The 16993-nt window shown below is 54.3% G+C and carries 15 protein-coding genes and 1 pseudogene; 3 read left to right on the top strand and 13 right to left on the bottom strand.

What is annotated here, in order from left to right; translation table 11 throughout:
• Window positions 1-215: 215 nt before the first annotated feature.
• The 4 genes from nrdD to treR form a co-directional block, all read right to left on the bottom strand.
• Window positions 216-2354: an anaerobic ribonucleoside-triphosphate reductase gene (nrdD, locus tag K8W53_RS20445; protein ID WP_000187821.1), complete on the bottom strand. Its 2139-nt coding sequence runs from the start codon at window positions 2352-2354 to the stop codon at window positions 216-218.
• Between the two features lie 408 nt (window positions 2355-2762).
• Window positions 2763-4415: an alpha,alpha-phosphotrehalase gene (gene treC, locus K8W53_RS20440; RefSeq protein WP_000155049.1), complete on the bottom strand. Its 1653-nt coding sequence runs from the start codon at window positions 4413-4415 to the stop codon at window positions 2763-2765.
• Window positions 4416-4464: 49 nt separating this feature from the next.
• The gene (gene treB / locus K8W53_RS20435) at window positions 4465-5883 is read right to left on the bottom strand and encodes a PTS trehalose transporter subunit IIBC (RefSeq protein ID WP_023194702.1); all 1419 of its coding nucleotides are present in this window, start codon (window positions 5881-5883) and stop codon (window positions 4465-4467) included.
• A gap of 137 nt (window positions 5884-6020) precedes the next feature.
• Window positions 6021-6968, bottom strand: a complete 948-nt coding sequence (gene treR, locus K8W53_RS20430; RefSeq protein WP_001675396.1) for a trehalose operon repressor TreR — start codon at window positions 6966-6968, stop codon at window positions 6021-6023.
• A gap of 156 nt (window positions 6969-7124) precedes the next feature.
• On the opposite strand from treR, the gene mgtL reads away from it, so the two are divergent.
• Complete coding sequence (gene mgtL, locus K8W53_RS24065; protein ID WP_107320725.1) at window positions 7125-7223, top strand: mgtA regulatory leader peptide MgtL; 99 nt, start codon at window positions 7125-7127, stop codon at window positions 7221-7223.
• A gap of 140 nt (window positions 7224-7363) precedes the next feature.
• A complete protein-coding gene (gene mgtA / locus K8W53_RS20420) occupies window positions 7364-10072 on the top strand; it encodes a magnesium-translocating P-type ATPase (protein ID WP_000920858.1) in 2709 nt (902 codons plus the stop codon).
• Window positions 10073-10187: 115 nt separating this feature from the next.
• Here mgtA and K8W53_RS20415 read toward each other — a convergent pair whose 3' ends face one another.
• The 5 genes from K8W53_RS20415 to pyrL form a co-directional block, all read right to left on the bottom strand.
• Window positions 10188-10634: a transposase gene (locus K8W53_RS20415; protein ID WP_023224642.1), complete on the bottom strand. Its 447-nt coding sequence runs from the start codon at window positions 10632-10634 to the stop codon at window positions 10188-10190.
• 74 nt (window positions 10635-10708) lie between these two features.
• Window positions 10709-11095, bottom strand: a complete 387-nt coding sequence (gene ridA / locus K8W53_RS20410; protein ID WP_000047544.1) for a 2-iminobutanoate/2-iminopropanoate deaminase — start codon at window positions 11093-11095, stop codon at window positions 10709-10711.
• A 76-nt stretch (window positions 11096-11171) separates the two neighbouring features.
• The gene (gene pyrI, locus K8W53_RS20405; RefSeq protein ID WP_017465841.1) at window positions 11172-11633 is read right to left on the bottom strand and encodes an aspartate carbamoyltransferase regulatory subunit; all 462 of its coding nucleotides are present in this window, start codon (window positions 11631-11633) and stop codon (window positions 11172-11174) included.
• 12 nt (window positions 11634-11645) lie between these two features.
• Complete coding sequence (gene pyrB / locus K8W53_RS20400; protein ID WP_000013055.1) at window positions 11646-12581, bottom strand: aspartate carbamoyltransferase; 936 nt, start codon at window positions 12579-12581, stop codon at window positions 11646-11648.
• Window positions 12582-12616: 35 nt separating this feature from the next.
• Window positions 12617-12718, bottom strand: coding sequence for a pyr operon leader peptide (pyrL, locus tag K8W53_RS20395; RefSeq protein WP_000249504.1), 102 nt, complete (start codon window positions 12716-12718; stop codon window positions 12617-12619).
• Here pyrL and K8W53_RS20390 point away from each other — a divergent pair.
• Window positions 12698-12839 (top strand): annotated as a pseudogene (locus K8W53_RS20390) (hypothetical protein). The gene pyrL and the pseudogene K8W53_RS20390 sit on opposite strands and share 21 nt — an antisense overlap.
• On the opposite strand, the gene K8W53_RS20385 reads toward K8W53_RS20390, so the two are convergent.
• The 4 genes from K8W53_RS20385 to arcC all read right to left on the bottom strand — a co-directional run bounded on the left by K8W53_RS20385 (window position 12809) and on the right by arcC (window position 16991).
• The gene (locus K8W53_RS20385; RefSeq protein WP_000666051.1) at window positions 12809-13297 is read right to left on the bottom strand and encodes an arginine repressor; all 489 of its coding nucleotides are present in this window, start codon (window positions 13295-13297) and stop codon (window positions 12809-12811) included. The pseudogene K8W53_RS20390 and the gene K8W53_RS20385 sit on opposite strands and share 31 nt — an antisense overlap.
• Window positions 13298-13483: 186 nt before the next feature.
• A complete protein-coding gene (locus K8W53_RS20380) occupies window positions 13484-14887 on the bottom strand; it encodes a YfcC family protein (protein WP_000514424.1) in 1404 nt (467 codons plus the stop codon).
• Window positions 14888-14942: 55 nt separating this feature from the next.
• Window positions 14943-15947 (bottom strand): ornithine carbamoyltransferase, encoded by a 1005-nt coding sequence (gene argF, locus K8W53_RS20375; RefSeq protein ID WP_023224641.1) that lies wholly within the window; start codon window positions 15945-15947, stop codon window positions 14943-14945.
• 111 nt (window positions 15948-16058) lie between these two features.
• Complete coding sequence (gene arcC / locus K8W53_RS20370) at window positions 16059-16991, bottom strand: carbamate kinase (RefSeq protein WP_000428751.1); 933 nt, start codon at window positions 16989-16991, stop codon at window positions 16059-16061.
• Between the last annotated feature and the right edge of the window lie 2 nt (window positions 16992-16993).

Here is a 16993-nt window from a genome sequence, read left to right as displayed (position 1 = left end):
TTTCCTCGTTGCATTTGGCGCTGTAGCGGCGTTGGCCGCTCTTACTTACCCAGGTCACTTACTTATGTAAGCTCCCTGGGATTCGTTCGTTTGCCGCCTTGCTACAACACCAACTGCTTAGAGGAAATTCATGAAATTGGAACTATAGCCAGCGGTTGTAGGCCGGATAAGGTGTTTACACCGCCATCCGGCATTTACGCATTGCAAACGGAGGATTAACCTATCTGCCCATTGCCTAAATGCTTCACGCGGCGCTTCACTTCTTCCTGCTTACCGGCGTTAAACGGGCGCGCGTCCGGGCTGCCTAAATAACCGCACACGCGGCGGGTGACCGAGACGCGCGCGGCATCGTGGTTGCCGCATTTCGGGCAGGTGAAACCTTTACTGGTACATTCGAACTCGCCGGTAAAGCCGCACTCGTAGCATTCATCGATCGGCGTGTTGGTGCCGTAATACGGTACATGCTGATAGCTGTAATCCCAGACATCTTCCAGCGCTTTCAGGTTGTGCTGAATGTTCGGGTATTCGCCGTAGCAAATGAAACCCCCGTTCGCCAGCGGCGGATACGGCGCTTCGAAATCGATTTTGTCGTACGGGTTAACCTTCTTCTCCACGTCGAGGTGGAAGCTGTTGGTGTAGTAACCTTTATCGGTTACGCCCGGCACCACGCCGAACTCGGCGGTATCCAGACGGCAGAAGCGGTCACAGAGGTTTTCACTTGGCGTGCTGTACAGACTAAAGCCGTAGCCGGTCTCTTCTTTCCACTGATCCACGGCCTGGCGCAGACGCTCCACAATCGCGATGCCTTTAGCGCGAAGCTGCTCGCTGTCGTACAGGTGCTCGCCGCCGAACAGCGCGTTAATGGTTTCATGGATACCAATGTAGCCCAGAGAGATGGATGCACGACCATTTTTAAAGATTTCAGACACGTCGTCGTCCGCTTTCAGCCGCACGCCGCAGGCGCCTTCCATATACAGGATAGGCGCGACGCGGGCTTTCACGCCTTCAAGGCGGGCGATACGGGTCATCAGCGCCTTCCGCGCCAGCGCCAGACGTTCATCCAGCAGTTTCCAGAATGCGGTTTCGTCGCCTTTTGCTTCCAGCGCGATGCGCGGCAGGTTAAGGCTAATCACGCCCAGGTTGTTACGCCCGTCATGGATCTGCTCGCCGTTTTCGTTCTCCCACACGCCGAGGAAGCTGCGGCAGCCCATTGGCGTTTTGAACGAACCGGTGACTTTGACCACCTGATCGTAGTTGAGGATGTCCGGATACATGCGCTTGCTCGCGCACTCCAGCGCCAGTTGTTTAATGTCGTAGTTCGGATCGCCAAACTTGTGGTTCAAACCGTCGCGGATAGCGAAGACCAGTTTCGGGAACACGGCGGTTTTGCGATTTTTACCCAGACCGGCGATACGGTTACGCAAAATAGACGCCTGGATCAGACGCGACTCCCAACTGGTGCCGAGGCCAAAACCAAAGGTCACGAAAGGCGTCTGGCCGTTAGCGGTGTGCAGCGTGTTAACTTCGTATTCCAGCGACTGGAACGCGTCGTAGCACTCTTTTTCGGTGCGAGAACGCGCATACCCTTCGGCATCCGGGATCTGCCACTCATCGGCGGTTTTGCGGTGCTTGTTATAGCTTTCGGTGACAAACGGCGCCAGCACTTCGTCGATACGGTTAATGGTGGTGCCGCCATAAATATGGCTGGCGACCTGCGCGATAATCTGCGCGGTAACGGCAGTGGCGGTAGAGATAGATTTTGGCGGTTCGATCTCGGCGTTACCCATCTTAAAGCCCTGGGTCAACATGCCTTTCAGGTCGATCAACATACAGTTGAACATCGGGAAGAACGGCGAATAGTCGAGATCGTGATAGTGGATATCGCCGCGCTCATGCGCTTGTACTACGTCACGCGGCAACAGGTGCTGGCGGGCATAGTGTTTGGCGACAATCCCGGCCAGCAAATCGCGCTGGGTGGGAATGACTTTACTGTCTTTGTTGGCGTTTTCATTGAGCAACGCGGAGTTAGTTTGCTCTACCAGGCCGCGAATTTCCTGGTTCAGACGACCACGCTTTTCACGCTGAATGTCGCGATCGTGACGGTATTCGATGTAGGCGCGGGCAAGCTGTTTGTACGGGCCGGACATCAGTTGGTTTTCAACCGCAGTTTGGATCTCGTTAATATCCACCTGACTGCGTGCGTTCATTTGGCTGCTAACGACTTCTGCGACGGTGGCACAGTAATCTGCGTCATCGACTCCCGCTGCTTTAGCTGCACGTAGAATGGCTTCCTTAATGCGCTCTGATTTGAATGGCACTTTACAGCCATCTCGTTTCATCACATGCGGTGTCATGATCACTCCATATTTGTAAGAACAGGTTATCCACAGAGGCCGGGGAAGCCATAACAGGTTTATTCATCTCTTTTCCAACGACTTCCCGCAATCCTGACCCAGGTTATCCACAATTCACCTTGTGTCGAGTGAACAGGTGTTGTAGCAATTGTAGTCAATTAATACAACATATTGGGTCGGCGTGCATTTTAAAGTCTATATGTAGTGATTTGCATCAAGGATGTTTGCAATTTTATTGATGTAGAACAAGGTAAAAATCAGAGCGTACAGATGGCGGGCGCTGTAGCGTTTGTAAAAGATAGCAAGAAAAATCTGATTAATTATTCAACAAAAACAGACAGTAACCTGGAGCAACGCCACAGCCCGTGTCAATAGGTTTGTGGCGTTTATCCGTATAAGGACGTCGCGTTAGCGTTGTAACCACCAGATGGCTTCAAATGGGCGGAGCGTCATCGCGGCTGGCTGGCTGGCGACCTCGCCATAATTATGCAGTAGCGCCTGCCACTGTCCTTTGATATGCGGCGGATGCCACTCCTGGCACTGGTCACTCAGATTGGCGACAACCAGCAGGGTTTGCCCCTGCCACTGGCGGCGATAACACCATACTGATGGGCTATCCGGGAGGAGATCCTGATAATCGCCCCAGATCAGTACAGGCTGAGTTTTACGTAGCGCAATCAGCTTTTGATAGGTGTAAAACACCGAGTTTTCATCGCGTAATGCTGCCGCGACGTTAACCTCCGTATAGTTATCGCACAGGCTTATCCACGGCTCGCCCTGGGTGAACCCGGCGTTTTTACCGTTGTCCCACTGCATTGGCGTGCGGCTGTTGTCGCGGGATTTACTGGCCAGGATAGCCAGCAGTTCGTCGGGGTCGCGTCCGGCGGCGCGTAGCGCGGCAAACATGTTATGGCTTTCCACGTCGCGATAATCGGTGATGCGGGTAAAGTGTGGGTTGGTCATGCCGATTTCTTCGCCCTGATAGATATAAGGCGTCCCTTGCATACCGTGCAGCGCCATCGCCAGCATTTTCGCGGCTGGAACCCGGTATTCCCCCTCGTCGCCAAAGCGGGAAACGATGCGCGGCTGATCGTGATTACACCAGAATAACGCGTTCCAGGCGACGTTATGCATCCCCTGTTGCCAGTGGCGGAACAACGCTTTCAGCGCCACATAATCAGGTTTTGCCAGCGTCCACTTTTCGCCATTGGGGTAATCCACCTTCAGATGATGAAAATTGAAGGTCATCGAGAGTTCGTCGCCGCTAAGCGCGGCATATTGCTGGCAGTTTTCCAGCGTGGTAGAGGACATTTCGCCTACCGTCATCAGATTACGCGGCGTAAAAACGTCACGGTTCATTTCGCGTAAAAACGTATGCGCGCGCGGTCCGTCGGTATAAAAGCGGCGTCCGTCGCCCGTCGGATCGTCAGGAAAATCCTGATCTTTGGCGATCAGGTTCACCACGTCCAGACGCAGGCCATCCACGCCGCGATCGGCCCAGAATTCGCAGACCTTTTTCAGCTCGGCGCGCACGGCGGGGTTTTCCCAGTTCAGGTCGGCCTGTTCAGGCGCGAAAAGGTGTAAATAATATTGTTCGCTCTGGCTATGCCAGCGCCAGGCGCTGCCGCCAAATTTGGATTGCCAGTTATTCGGGCAGACATCCGGCGTGCCATCGCGCCAGATATAAAACTGACGGTATGGGCTCTCTTTGTTCAGCGCTTCGCGAAACCAGGCGTGCTGGGTAGAAGTATGGTTAAACACCATATCCAGGATGATACGAATACCGCGTGCTTTCGCCTGCGCGACCAGCTCGTCAAAATCATCCAGCGTGCCGTAGGTCGGGTCGATAGCCGTATAATTTGCGACGTCATAACCGTTATCCACCTGCGGCGAGATATAAAACGGCGTGAGCCAGATGGCATCTACGCCGAGTCGCTGTAGATAGTCAAGGCGCTGCGTGACGCCGCGTAAATCGCCGGTGCCGCTGCCGGTCGTGTCCTGAAAACTTTTCGGGTAGATCTGATAAATAACGCCGTTTTGCCACCAGAGGGGAATAGTCATTGTTGTTTCCTGCAAGTGCGTTGGGACGCAACTGCGCCCCGAAGAAGAATTAGACAATTTGTAATGTGCCCTGACGATGCTTACGCTGATAGATAAAGGTGGTCAGAATCACCGGGATAACGATCGCGATAACCATCGCCATGCCGTACACCTGCCAGTAGCGCGGCGGTATAGACAGGATACCCGGCAGGCCGCCCACGCCGATACCGTTGGCGATGACGCCGTTCAGACCGCAGAGCAGTCCCGCCAGACCAGATCCGATCATCGCGCACAGCATCGGAAAACGATACTTCAGGTTGATACCGTACATCGCCGGTTCGGTTACCCCAAGGTAAGCGGAAATGGCGGCAGGAATGGAGATCTCGCGTTCATTGTGTTTACGGCTGGAGATGATGATGCCCACCACGGCGGAGGCCTGCGCGATATTCGACAGCGCAATCAGCGGCCAGACTGGCGTACCGCCCATGCTCTGGATCATCTGCATATCGATAGCGAGCGTTGTCTGGTGGACGCCGGTAATGACCAGCGGGGCATACAGGAAGCCGAACAGCGCCGCGCCTATCGGGGCGAAACTGCCGGTCATCAGATAACGTACCGCAAAGGCCACGCCGTCGCCGATCATACGACCAAAGGGGCCGATAAAGGTGTGGGCGAGAAAGACGGCCAGTATCAACGAACACACCGGGACGACGACCAGGTAGAGATAATCCGGCACGATGCGTTTCAACCGCGTTTCAATAAACCCAAGCGCCAGCCCTGCCAGTAGCGCCGGGATAACCTGCGCCTGGTAGCCCACTTTCTCAATGCTAAATAAGCCGAAGTTCCAGACGTCCGGCGTTTGCTGGCCCAGCAGATACGCATTCATCAACTGCGGCGACACCAGCGTCACGCCGAGCACGATACCAAGAATCGGCGTGCCGCCCATTTTTTTCACCGCCGACCAGCAGATCCCCACCGGCAGATAGAAAAAGATCGCTTCGCCGATCAACCATAAAAAATCATAAAGCGTTTTTAGCGCCGGATGCATCTGCGCCAGCGTTTGGCCGTTGCTCATCGGCACATCGCCGATCACGTTACGAAAGCCTAAGATCAAACCGCCGCTGATCAACGCCGGTAGTAGCGGAAAGAAGATCTCCGCAAAGTGGGAAATTAACTGCTCATGCCACTTCATGTTCTGGCGAGCGGCTTTTTTGGCCTGCTCTTTATCGGCATACGCTTTGCCGGTGGTCTCCAGCAGCGCGTTATAGTAATCGCCGACTTCGGTGCCGATCACCACCTGAAACTGCCCGGCGTTGGTGAAACAGCCTTTAACCATCGGTAATTGTTCGATCTCTTTTGGCCTGGCGTTCGCGGGCTGGTGGAGCACAAAGCGCAGGCGAGTAATGCAGTGGCTCACCGTGGCGATGTTGTCGCGCCCGCCGACCAGGTCAATCAGCCGGTCGATATCGGCTTGTTTTACTTTGCTCATCGTAAAGCCTCATGGCAGAGGAGGTAAGTTATGGGTTGGCGCAAGAGTAGCTCTTCAACGTTGGTTTAAAAATGGGAACGTTCCCGAAACGCAGCGACGATCACAAATTACTCGTGGTATTCCGTTTAATTAGTCACTCAGGCGAGGGTAGAAGGAATGACGATCCGGCGCGGATCGCAGCGGCCATTGATCTGTTCGATCAGCTGCGAAGCCGCCTGTCGTCCGGCTTCAGCATAGCCAGGATCGACAGTGACGATCTCCGGGTGCAGGAATTTTATCAGCGGCGTGTTCCCGACGCTTGCCAGTTGCAGCGTCTCAATACGTTGCTCCTGTAAATACTTACTGGCGCCCAACGCCAGCGTATCGGTGGCGCAGACTAACGCGGTGGTATCCGGCATGATGACGCTTGCCGTATGCTCATAGCCCTGCTTCATGGCAAGACCGGGCAGGGCGGCGACGGGATGAAGTTTATGTTTTTTGCAAAACGCCAGGTATGCGTCATGCCGACGTTTGCCGGTGGTAATATCGCTATGGGGAACGCCCAGAAAGCTAATGTTGCGGTGTCCCTGCTCATACAGCCGCTGCATAAGGATATGAATTGCGCCCTCGTCGTCGTAACAGACGGAGGCAAAACCTTGCGCATCTCTTGCCAGCAGCATCAGTGAGGCTTTCCAGGGGGCGATCAACTCTTCTGTGATGCCGGTAAAGCCAAACAGCACCACGCCATCAATGTTACGTCGTCTGAGCATGCCCAGATGTTCCATTACCAGCGTCGGCGAGAACTGACTTTCCATCATAATAGGGTCGTAGCCCTGTTCATAAAACGCAGGCAGCATGGTTTGAACCGCGAGGTTTTCAGACAACGAATCAAGGCGAGTGACGATAATAGCGACCACTTTATCGCTTTGTCCCCGCATCGCACGGGCGGAGCGGGACGGAGAGAAACCGTGTTGATTCATCACCGCTTCGACACGCTCGCGGGTACGTTCGCTTACGCCGCTTTCATTGTTAAGCACGCGGGAAACGGTTGATTTCCCTACGCCGCTCAGGCGGGCGATGTCTTTGATAGTGAGCCGGTTTTGCATCCTGTTTTCCCGTGGCGTGACGCTGATGGTGATGGTGATGGTGATAAAAAGAGTAACTTTACTCAAGCGAAGGGCAATGGGCAAAGTCTGGTTTATCGTTGGTTTAATTACGTAACGGTATGATACCGCCATAATTGCCACAAAACTTATGGATTTATGCGTATAATCCACGGCGCAAATCGTTTACTTACCGGAGGCGACATGGACCCTGAACCCACCCCTCTCCCGCGATGGAGAATTTTCCTTTTCCGGTAAGCCTGCCTCTGCTGTCTTACCGGTGTGTAAGACAGTGACACAATAACGTCCCTGTTTTTATTTAAACATTGCTCATCGGGCAAGGCTTTGCCGCGCCTGAAGAATTTTCTGCGCCTGACTTCGGCGCGGAGGGATTACCTATGCTAAAAACCATTACCCGCCAGCTTTTTGCCCGGCTTAATCGTCATTTGCCTTATCGTCTGGTTCACCGCGATCCGCTGCCCGGCGCGCAGACCGCGGTAAATGCGACTATCCCGCCTTCGCTGAGCGAGCGCTGTCTGAAAGTCGCGGCAATGGAGCAGGAGACTCTCTGGCGCGTTTTTGATACGCACCCGGAGGGATTAAACGCCGCCGAGGTAACGCGCGCGCGTGAAAAGCATGGCGAAAACCGCCTTCCAGCCCAGAAACCCTCGCCGTGGTGGGTGCATTTGTGGGTATGTTATCGCAATCCTTTCAACATCTTACTCACGATTCTTGGCGGCATTTCTTATGCCACGGAGGATCTGTTTGCCGCAGGCGTTATCGCCCTGATGGTCGGTATCTCAACGCTGCTGAATTTTGTGCAGGAAGCGCGCTCGACAAAAGCGGCGGACGCGCTAAAAGCGATGGTGAGCAATACCGCTACCGTACTGCGGGTTATTAATGAAAATGGCGAAAACGCCTGGCTGGAATTACCCATCGATCAACTGGTGCCCGGCGATATTATTAAGCTGGCGGCGGGGGATATGATCCCGGCGGATTTACGGATTATCCAGGCGCGCGATCTGTTTGTCGCCCAGGCGTCGCTGACCGGCGAATCTCTGCCAGTCGAGAAAGTCGCCGCGACGCGTGAGCCCCGGCAAAATAACCCGCTTGAGTGCGACACGCTGTGCTTTATGGGGACGAACGTCGTGAGCGGAACGGCGCAGGCCGTGGTGATGGCGACCGGCGCCGACACCTGGTTTGGTCAATTGGCGGGGCGCGTGTCGGAACAAGATAACGAGCAGAACGCTTTCCAGAAAGGAATTAGCCGCGTCAGTATGTTGCTGATCCGCTTTATGCTGGTCATGGCGCCGGTAGTACTGATTATTAATGGTTACACGAAAGGTGACTGGTGGGAAGCGGCGTTATTTGCGCTTTCGGTCGCGGTAGGACTCACCCCGGAAATGTTGCCGATGATCGTCACCTCCACCCTCGCGCGCGGGGCGGTGAAGCTTTCGAAACAGAAAGTTATCGTGAAGCACCTTGACGCGATTCAGAACTTCGGCGCGATGGATATTCTGTGCACCGATAAAACCGGCACTCTGACGCAGGATAAAATTGTGCTGGAGAATCATACGGATATCTCTGGTAAGCCCAGCGAGCATGTACTGCATTGCGCCTGGCTGAACAGCCATTATCAGACCGGTCTAAAAAATTTACTGGATACGGCGGTCCTGGAGGGAGTAGACGAAACCGCCGCGCGTCAGCTCTCCGGACGCTGGCAGAAAATCGATGAGATTCCGTTTGATTTTGAGCGTCGCCGGATGTCGGTGGTGGTCGCCGAAGATTCGAACGTGCATCAACTGGTCTGCAAAGGCGCGTTACAGGAGATCCTGAACGTGTGTACTCAGGTGCGCCACAACGGCGATATTGTGCCGCTGGACGACAATATGCTGCGCCGGGTGAAACGCGTTACCGACACGCTGAACCGTCAGGGGCTACGCGTGGTCGCCGTCGCGACCAAATACCTGCCTGCGCGTGAGGGCGATTACCAGCGTATCGATGAATCTGACCTGATCCTGGAAGGGTATATTGCTTTTCTCGATCCGCCGAAAGAGACCACCGCGCCGGCGCTGAAAGCGCTGAAGGCGAGCGGAATTACGGTGAAAATTCTCACCGGCGACAGCGAGCTGGTAGCGGCGAAAGTTTGCCATGAAGTTGGGCTGGATGCGGGCGATGTCGTTATTGGCAGTGATATTGAAGGGTTAAGCGACGACGCGCTGGCGGCGCTGGCCGCCCGTACGACGTTGTTTGCGCGTCTGACGCCGATGCATAAAGAGCGCATCGTCACTTTACTCAAACGCGAGGGGCATGTGGTCGGTTTTATGGGCGACGGGATTAACGATGCTCCGGCGTTGCGGGCGGCGGATATTGGTATCTCGGTAGATGGCGCGGTGGACATCGCCCGTGAAGCGGCCGATATTATCCTGCTGGAAAAGAGCCTGATGGTGCTGGAAGAAGGCGTCATTGAAGGTCGTCGTACTTTTTCTAATATGTTGAAATATATCAAGATGACGGCCAGCTCAAATTTCGGTAACGTGTTTAGCGTACTGGTGGCGAGCGCCTTTTTGCCGTTCCTGCCAATGCTGCCGCTGCACTTGCTGATTCAAAACCTGCTGTACGATGTATCCCAGGTGGCGATTCCGTTTGATAATGTCGATGAAGAACAAATTCAAAAGCCGCAGCGCTGGAATCCGGCGGATTTGGGGCGCTTTATGGTCTTTTTCGGTCCGATCAGCTCGATTTTCGACATTTTGACCTTTTGCCTGATGTGGTGGGTATTTCATGCGAATACGCCAGAAACGCAAACTTTGTTCCAGTCCGGCTGGTTTGTGGTGGGATTACTGTCGCAAACGCTGATTGTGCATATGATCCGTACCCGCCGTCTGCCGTTTATTCAAAGTCGCGCCGCCTGGCCGCTGATGGCGATGACGTTGTTGGTGATGGTGGTGGGAGTCTCGTTGCCGTTTTCGCCGCTGGCGTCTTACCTGCAGTTGCAGGCGCTGCCGTTAAGCTATTTCCCGTGGCTGATTGCCATTCTGGCGGGCTATATGACGTTAACCCAGTTAGTGAAAGGGTTTTACAGCCGACGTTATGGCTGGCAGTAAACACTTTCGTCGGGGATTCGCCAGCGTGCTTAATCCCCGATATCGCTAACCAGGTCAGATGCCCGTAAAGCTCGACAAGTTTTACGCGATCGGCTTTATCTTTAAATTTCTGGGCTTATTCAAGCAACTGTAGAATGCTATATGCAGGCATAAAAAAGAGGAATGTCCAGCTAAGTTTGTAAAATGTGTTCTCTGCCCCCAATCCGGAACGAGAGGAGGAGATGTCCCACCGCCGGATATGTTTTGCGGATATGCGACGAAAGCGGCGAATATAGCTAATGCAATAAACTAAGTAAGGAGGAATCGCTAAGGCGCCAGTGGGCTTAGGAAACATAAGGGTAAGCAATATGGCTGCGACAATGAAGCATAAAAAGACTATCTTCGCGGTAGATTCTATCTGTTTTAATTCCTGGCGTATGCTTTCAGCATGTTTCTCCTGCCAGCGACGGAGCGTGCTGTTGCTAAATCCATATTCTTCGCACAACGCCTTATTCGGCACGCCGTTTTTAGACTGTTGCAGAAAATCGGCGATTTGCTCCTCGGTAAAACGCGCTCTTACCATTGCCGCCTCTCCATGGCTGTTGGTGCCCCGAACCGGGCAAACTTGCGCCGCCCGGCGGGGATGACGTCCGGCGCTTAGCGACGAACAGCGATCGCTTCAATCTCAATTTTCACGTCTTTCGGCAGACGGGCAACTTCCACGCAGGAACGCGCCGGGAAGGTGGCGTTGTGCTCGGTGAAGAACGCTTCGTAGGTAGCGTTGACGGTCGCGAAATCGTTCAGGTCTTTCACGAAGACGGTCGTTTTCACAATGTCGCCTACTTTCAGGCCAGCGGCTTCCACGATAGCTTTAACGTTTTCCAGCGACTGACGTGCCTGAGCGGATACGTCTTCCGCTACGGCACCGGTTTTCGGATCGACCGGGATCTGACCGGAAGTGATTACCATGCTACCCAGGTCAACGCCCTGTACGTATGGGCCGATTGCTGCTGGTGCATTTTCCGTCGCAATAGTTTTGCTCATGATTTCTCCTGAATTACAGCGGTAATAGAATGTCCCCGCTCATTATAGGGAGCCGGGATCTCATAACCAACCCCCATTAGTTGGCCAGCACCACATTATGCGAAAACTCTTTTTCACAGTATTTGCATTTGAGGGCGATATCATTGGCGCGTTTTTTCACTGCAAAGCTGGAGGATACCGGTTCCGCGTGGCTGATGCAGTTGCTGTTCGGGCAAACCAGCACATTATTAATACGCTCTGGCAGGCTGGGGCGTGATTTCCCGACTACGTCGTAGTTGTCGATGCGGTTAACGGTGGCCTGCGGCGCGTACAGAGCAAGTTGGTTAACCTGCTCTTCGGTGAGAAAGGTGTTTTCTATTTTGATTAAGTCTTTACGCCCCATCTCGCCAGACGGGAGATTCAGACCGATAGTGATTCGCTGATCGGTCTCGGTCAATTTAAACAGACTCAGCAGTTTAAAGCCTACCTGCGCAGGGATATGGTCAATCACGGTGCCGCATTTAATGGCTTCAACCTGCAGTTTGTTATCGTGTGTCATCGTTTTTCTCCCTTACAGACTCAGTTCGCTATTCAGTACCAACGCCAGTAACGCCTGGCGAGCGAAAATACCGTTGCCCGCCTGTTGGAAGTACCAGGCGTGTGGCGTTTTATCCACATCCGTGGTGATTTCATCAATCCGCGGCAGCGGGTGCAGCACTTTCATATTTTCACGCGCGCCGTTCAGGTCGCTGGCGCGCAGAACAAACTGCGCCTTCACATTGGCGTACTCGGACGGGTCGAGACGCTCTTTCTGTACGCGAGTCATATAGAGGATGTCGACGTCGGCCATGACCTCTTCAATAGAACCATGCAGGCTCCAGGCCATCCCTTTTTCATCAAGCATATCCAGAATGTACTGCGGCATCGCCAGCGCGTCCGGCGCGATAAAATAAAAACGGTTGCCGCTAAATTTCGCCAGCGCCTGGGTTAGCGAATGCACGGTGCGGCCATATTTCAGATCGCCGACCATCGCGATATGCAGGTTATCCAGACGGCCCTGCGTTTCCTGGATGGTAAACAGATCCAACAGGGTCTGCGTCGGATGCTGGTTCGAACCGTCGCCCGCATTGAGCACCGGCACCTGACCGGAAAACTCCGTCGCCAGACGTGCCGCGCCTTCTTGCGGATGGCGCATCACAATCGCGTCCACGTAAGTGCTAATCACTGAGATCGTGTCGGCTAACGTTTCTCCTTTTTTCCCCAGCGACGTGTTGGCGCTGTCGGAGAAGCCCACTACGCTGGCGCCCAGGCGATGCATTGAAGTTTCAAACGACAGGCGGGTACGCGTGGAGGCTTCGAAAAAGCAGCTGGCGATCACTTTATGTTTCAATAGCTCCGGCTGCGGGTTGGCTTTTAATTTCGCCGCCGTCGCCAGTACCAGATTAAGATCGTCGCGGCTGAGGTCGTTTATGGAAATGATATGTTTTTGATATAGCGGGTTAGCCATGTTTATCTCCTGACGCCTGGGCAAAAAAAAGCCCCTCAATTGAGGGGCTTGGTATTGGTTTTCAACGGAAAGAAAAACGGCAGGCCTGCGTCTTTTTTCAGACGCGGTAAGACAGAATGTCGTACACACTGAACCATGCTTCCTCCCGGCAAATTGTCCGCGATTATACCCAGCTCTGTTTTGGGATCAAGCGAATTAATGCATGATTTACTTGTCGCAAACGGTTCTTATGAATTTAAATTCATTTTAAGCAAGTAATTAATTTGTTTGTGTACCAGCGCCGTGCGCTGAACGACCCGCGGTGCGACCCAGACAATACTGCTACCGGCAACGACGCCGAGAATTTCCGGCAATGCGTGGTAATCCAGAATTCTCGCGACGGCGCGACCATAACCTGCCGCCGTATGGATAAGGATAAATTCGCTATTATGTTCAACGCTAACGACCATTTCGGCTATTGAACGTCCGGCATCCGGCGAAGGTCGCCGCTGGGGATTTACGGAATAAATCTTTTGTCCCTTCGTATTTCTGATTTTTATTGCGCCCAGCAGCTTGAGCAGGCGCGAAACCGTAGACTGACTGATACCTTCAAATCCCTCATTTTGTAAATCGCGGCGAATCTCCTCCTGGGACAGGTAACTTTTTTCACTAATCAGGCGCTGACAAACCGCCAGTTGCTGTTGTTCTTTGGCGGAGTAATCATCGTATTCCTTCATAAATGCACCTTATCTTTATTATTAATATCAACGGACTGGCGAAATTCATCACATTTGTCACATCGATTGCGGATCAATCGGGCGGTTTTGCAGGAAAATGAGAAGCCGATCAAAAAAGGTGACGGCGTGCCTGATGGCGCTGTGCTTATCAGTCCTGTCGGATAAGACGCGTCGCCATCTGGCTCGTTACATCATCGCTCCGATGCTCAGTACCGCCATATTCAGCAATGTCAGGATCAGCAACAGCGGCGCGACCCATTTCAGATAGCGGACATAGGGAACCCGCGCGATTGCCAGACCGCCCATGACCACGGCGGAGGTGGGAGTAACCAGGTTCACAATCCCGGAGGCCGACTGGTAGGCGGTTACGACCAAATCCCGCTGTACGTGGGCAAAATCCGCTAACGGCGCCATAATGGGCATCGTCAATACGGCAAGACCGGAAGAGGAGGGCACCAGGAAGGAGAGCAATACTTCCAGCCAGTAGGTTACGTTTATGAAAATGGTGGTAGAGAGGCCGGAAACCAGACTTTCCGCGCTGTGCAAAATAGTGTGGGTAATCATACCGTTATCCATGACCACCACAATGCCGCGCGCGATACCAATAATTAGCGCCACGCCGAGCAAATCCCGCGCGCCGTCGATAAAGGTACTGGTGAACGCTTCCTCACCCATCCGCGTTATCACGCCAACGATAATCGCCGCCGCCAGAAAGACGCCGGAGATTTCCGCCATCCACCAGCCGAGAACCGCCACGCCGTAAATCATCACCGCGAAAGAGGCGGCGAAGATCAGCAGTACCCATTTCCGGGTAGCCGTAAACTCCAGCAGTGTATTGGCGCGATTGCCGAGGAAATGGGCGCGATTTTCCTCCATTTTATCCGCCACGATAGAAAGCTCAGGATGGGCGCGGACTTTGCGCGCATAGCGCATTACCCAAAACACGCACAGTACGTAGCCGACAATTAACAGCAGTACGCGCATCAGCATGCCCTGCGTAAAAGGGATGCCGGCGGCGTTGGCGGCAATGACCGTGGCGAAAGGATTAATGGTCGAACCGAGCGTGCCTATCCCCGCGCCGAGCAGTACGGTTGCCGCCGCCACTAACGGATCGAAGCGGGCCGCCATCATGACCGGCACCAGCAGCGTGTAGAAGGGCAACGACTCCTCCGCCATGCCATAGATAGTGCCGCCTGCGGCGAACAGCGCCATCAGAATGGGGATCATCCACTCATCTTTGCCGTTGAGTTTGATAGTTACCCGTTCAATACCGGCATCAATCGCCCCCGTTTTATTCACCACCCCCAGAAAGCCGCCGATAATCAAGACAAACAGCGCGACGTCAATGGCGCCAGCGGTGTAGGTTTCGTGGTTATAGAGGCCGTCAATCGGCGCCAGTAAAACAGCGGTAATCCCTTGCGGATGCGCGTCCACGGGGGCATACGTTCCCGCCACCGGCACCTCTTTTCCCAGCGTGGCGTTCATCGCCATTTGGTATTTTCCCGCCGGCACAATCCAGGTCATCACCGCGACCAGGGCAATAAGAATAAACAGGATGGTATAAGCGGTGGGAAATTTAAATTTACCCATGATGTTTTCTCCTGATATCACGGATATGCGCCGCGAGGGCGCATATCCTGTGGGATTAGTCGCCGAGCGTCGCCACCATGACCGCTTTGATGGTGTGCATCCGGTTTTCCGCTTCATCGAAGACTATCGAGCCTGCGGACTCGAACACCTCTTCCGTGACCTCCAGTCCTTTCAGGCCGTAAGCCATTTCGATTTCGCGTCCCACTTTGGTGTGCTCGTTATGGAAGGCGGGCAGGCAGTGCATAAACTTCACATCAGGATTACCGGTAGCGTTTACCACCTGCTGGTTGACCTGATATGGCGTCATCAGACTGACGCGCTCCGCCCAGGCTTCTTTGGGCTCTCCCATCGAGACCCAGACGTCGGTATAGAGGAAATCCACACCGTGAACGCCATCTTCAACGCTCTCCGTTAAGGTGATACGAGCGCCGGTAACGCTGGCGATTTCCCGGCACTGCGCGACCAGCGCGGCATCAGGCCAGAAGGACTTTGGCGCTATCAGGCGGATATCCATGCCCATCTTCGCCGCGCCCACCATCAGCGAGTTGCCCATGTTGTTGCGCGCGTCGCCCAGGTAGGCGAAGCTCAGTTCCGGCAGCGTTTTACCCGGCGAATGTTCCAGCATGGTCATCAGATCGGCCAGGATCTGTGTGGGGTGAAATTCATCGGTCAGGCCGTTCCAGACGGGAACGCCCGCGTATTCCCCTAGTTCTTCCACAATGTGTTGACCAAAACCGCGATATTCGATGCCGTCATACATCCGCCCCAGGACGCGAGCAGTATCTTTCATGGACTCTTTATGGCCGATCTGCGAGCCGCTTGGGCCGAGATAAGTCACCTGCGCGCCCTGGTCGAAAGCGGCGACTTCAAACGCGCATCGGGTGCGGGTAGAGGTTTTTTCAAAAATCAGCGCGATGTTTTTGCCAATCAGTGTTTGCTTTTCGCATCCGGCTTTTTTTGCGGCTTTCAGCTCAATAGCCAGATCGATGAGGTGTTGGATTTCCGCCGGGGTGTAGTCAAGCAGCTTCAAAAAGTTACGATTTTTCAGTGAAATAACCATTACAATATCCTTGTTAAAATGAATTGCCTGATGGCGCTGCGCTTATCCGGCCCACGGTTATGCGCGCTCTGTAGGCCGAATAAGGCGGAAGCCGCCATCCGGTAAAAAGCCTTATGCGTCAACGTCGGCGGTTTCACACCGAATCAAAGTGCCTTTCTCGCCCGCGAGAATGGCTTGCCCATCCGCCAGCGAGCCGATTCCGGCAATGCCGCGGCAATGGCTGACAAACTCAGCGCAGGCGGTCACTTTCGGGCCCATCGAACCGGCGTCGAACTGCATTTCACGAAGCAGTTCCGGCGTAACCTGCGCCAGCGGGCGTTGGGTGGGCTTGCCCCAGTCGAGATACACCGCGTCGGCATCGGTCAGAATGAGCAGCGCGTCGGCGTGAATTTGGCTGGCAAGCAGGGCGGCGGACAGATCTTTGTCGATCACCGCCTCGATACCGTGGTAGCCATCGGCTTTTTCCACGACCGGTACGCCGCCGCCGCCGTTACAGATAACCAGGTGATCGCGGCTAATCAGCGCGCGGATGGCATCGTTTTCCACAATGCGTTTCGGCTGCGGGGAGGGCACAACGCGGCGGAAGGCGTTACCGTCGGCTTTGAATACCCAGCCCTTTTCTGCCTGTAACGCACGGGCTTGCGCTTCGTCGTAAATGGGGCCGATATATTTGGTTGGATTGAGGAATGCCGGGTCGTTGGCATCGACTTCGACCTGGGTGAGCAGGACGCTGATTTCACGCTCCGGCAGATGATTCTTCAGCGCCTGTTGCAGCATGTAGCCAATCATGCCCTGGCTTTCCGCGCCGAGAATATCGAGCGGGTAGGGCGTAACGTTAGCGTAGGCGCTATTTTGTAGCGCCAGCAGTCCTACCTGTGGGCCGTTGCCGTGCACTAACACCACGCGCCATTGCCGGGTAAGCTGGGCGATGGTTCTGGCCGCCAGTTCGATATTTTTACGCTGAATATCAGCCTCCAGCGGTTCGCCGCGTTTGAGCAGCGCATTGCCGCCCAGCGCGACGACCAGTGTGCGTTTGTTTTCCATAA

Origin of the sequence: Salmonella sp. A29-2 (assembly GCF_020150755.1) — a bacterium.
GTDB classification, from domain to species: domain Bacteria; phylum Pseudomonadota; class Gammaproteobacteria; order Enterobacterales; family Enterobacteriaceae; genus Salmonella; species Salmonella enterica.
This window is presented reverse-complemented; position numbering and strand designations above follow the sequence as displayed.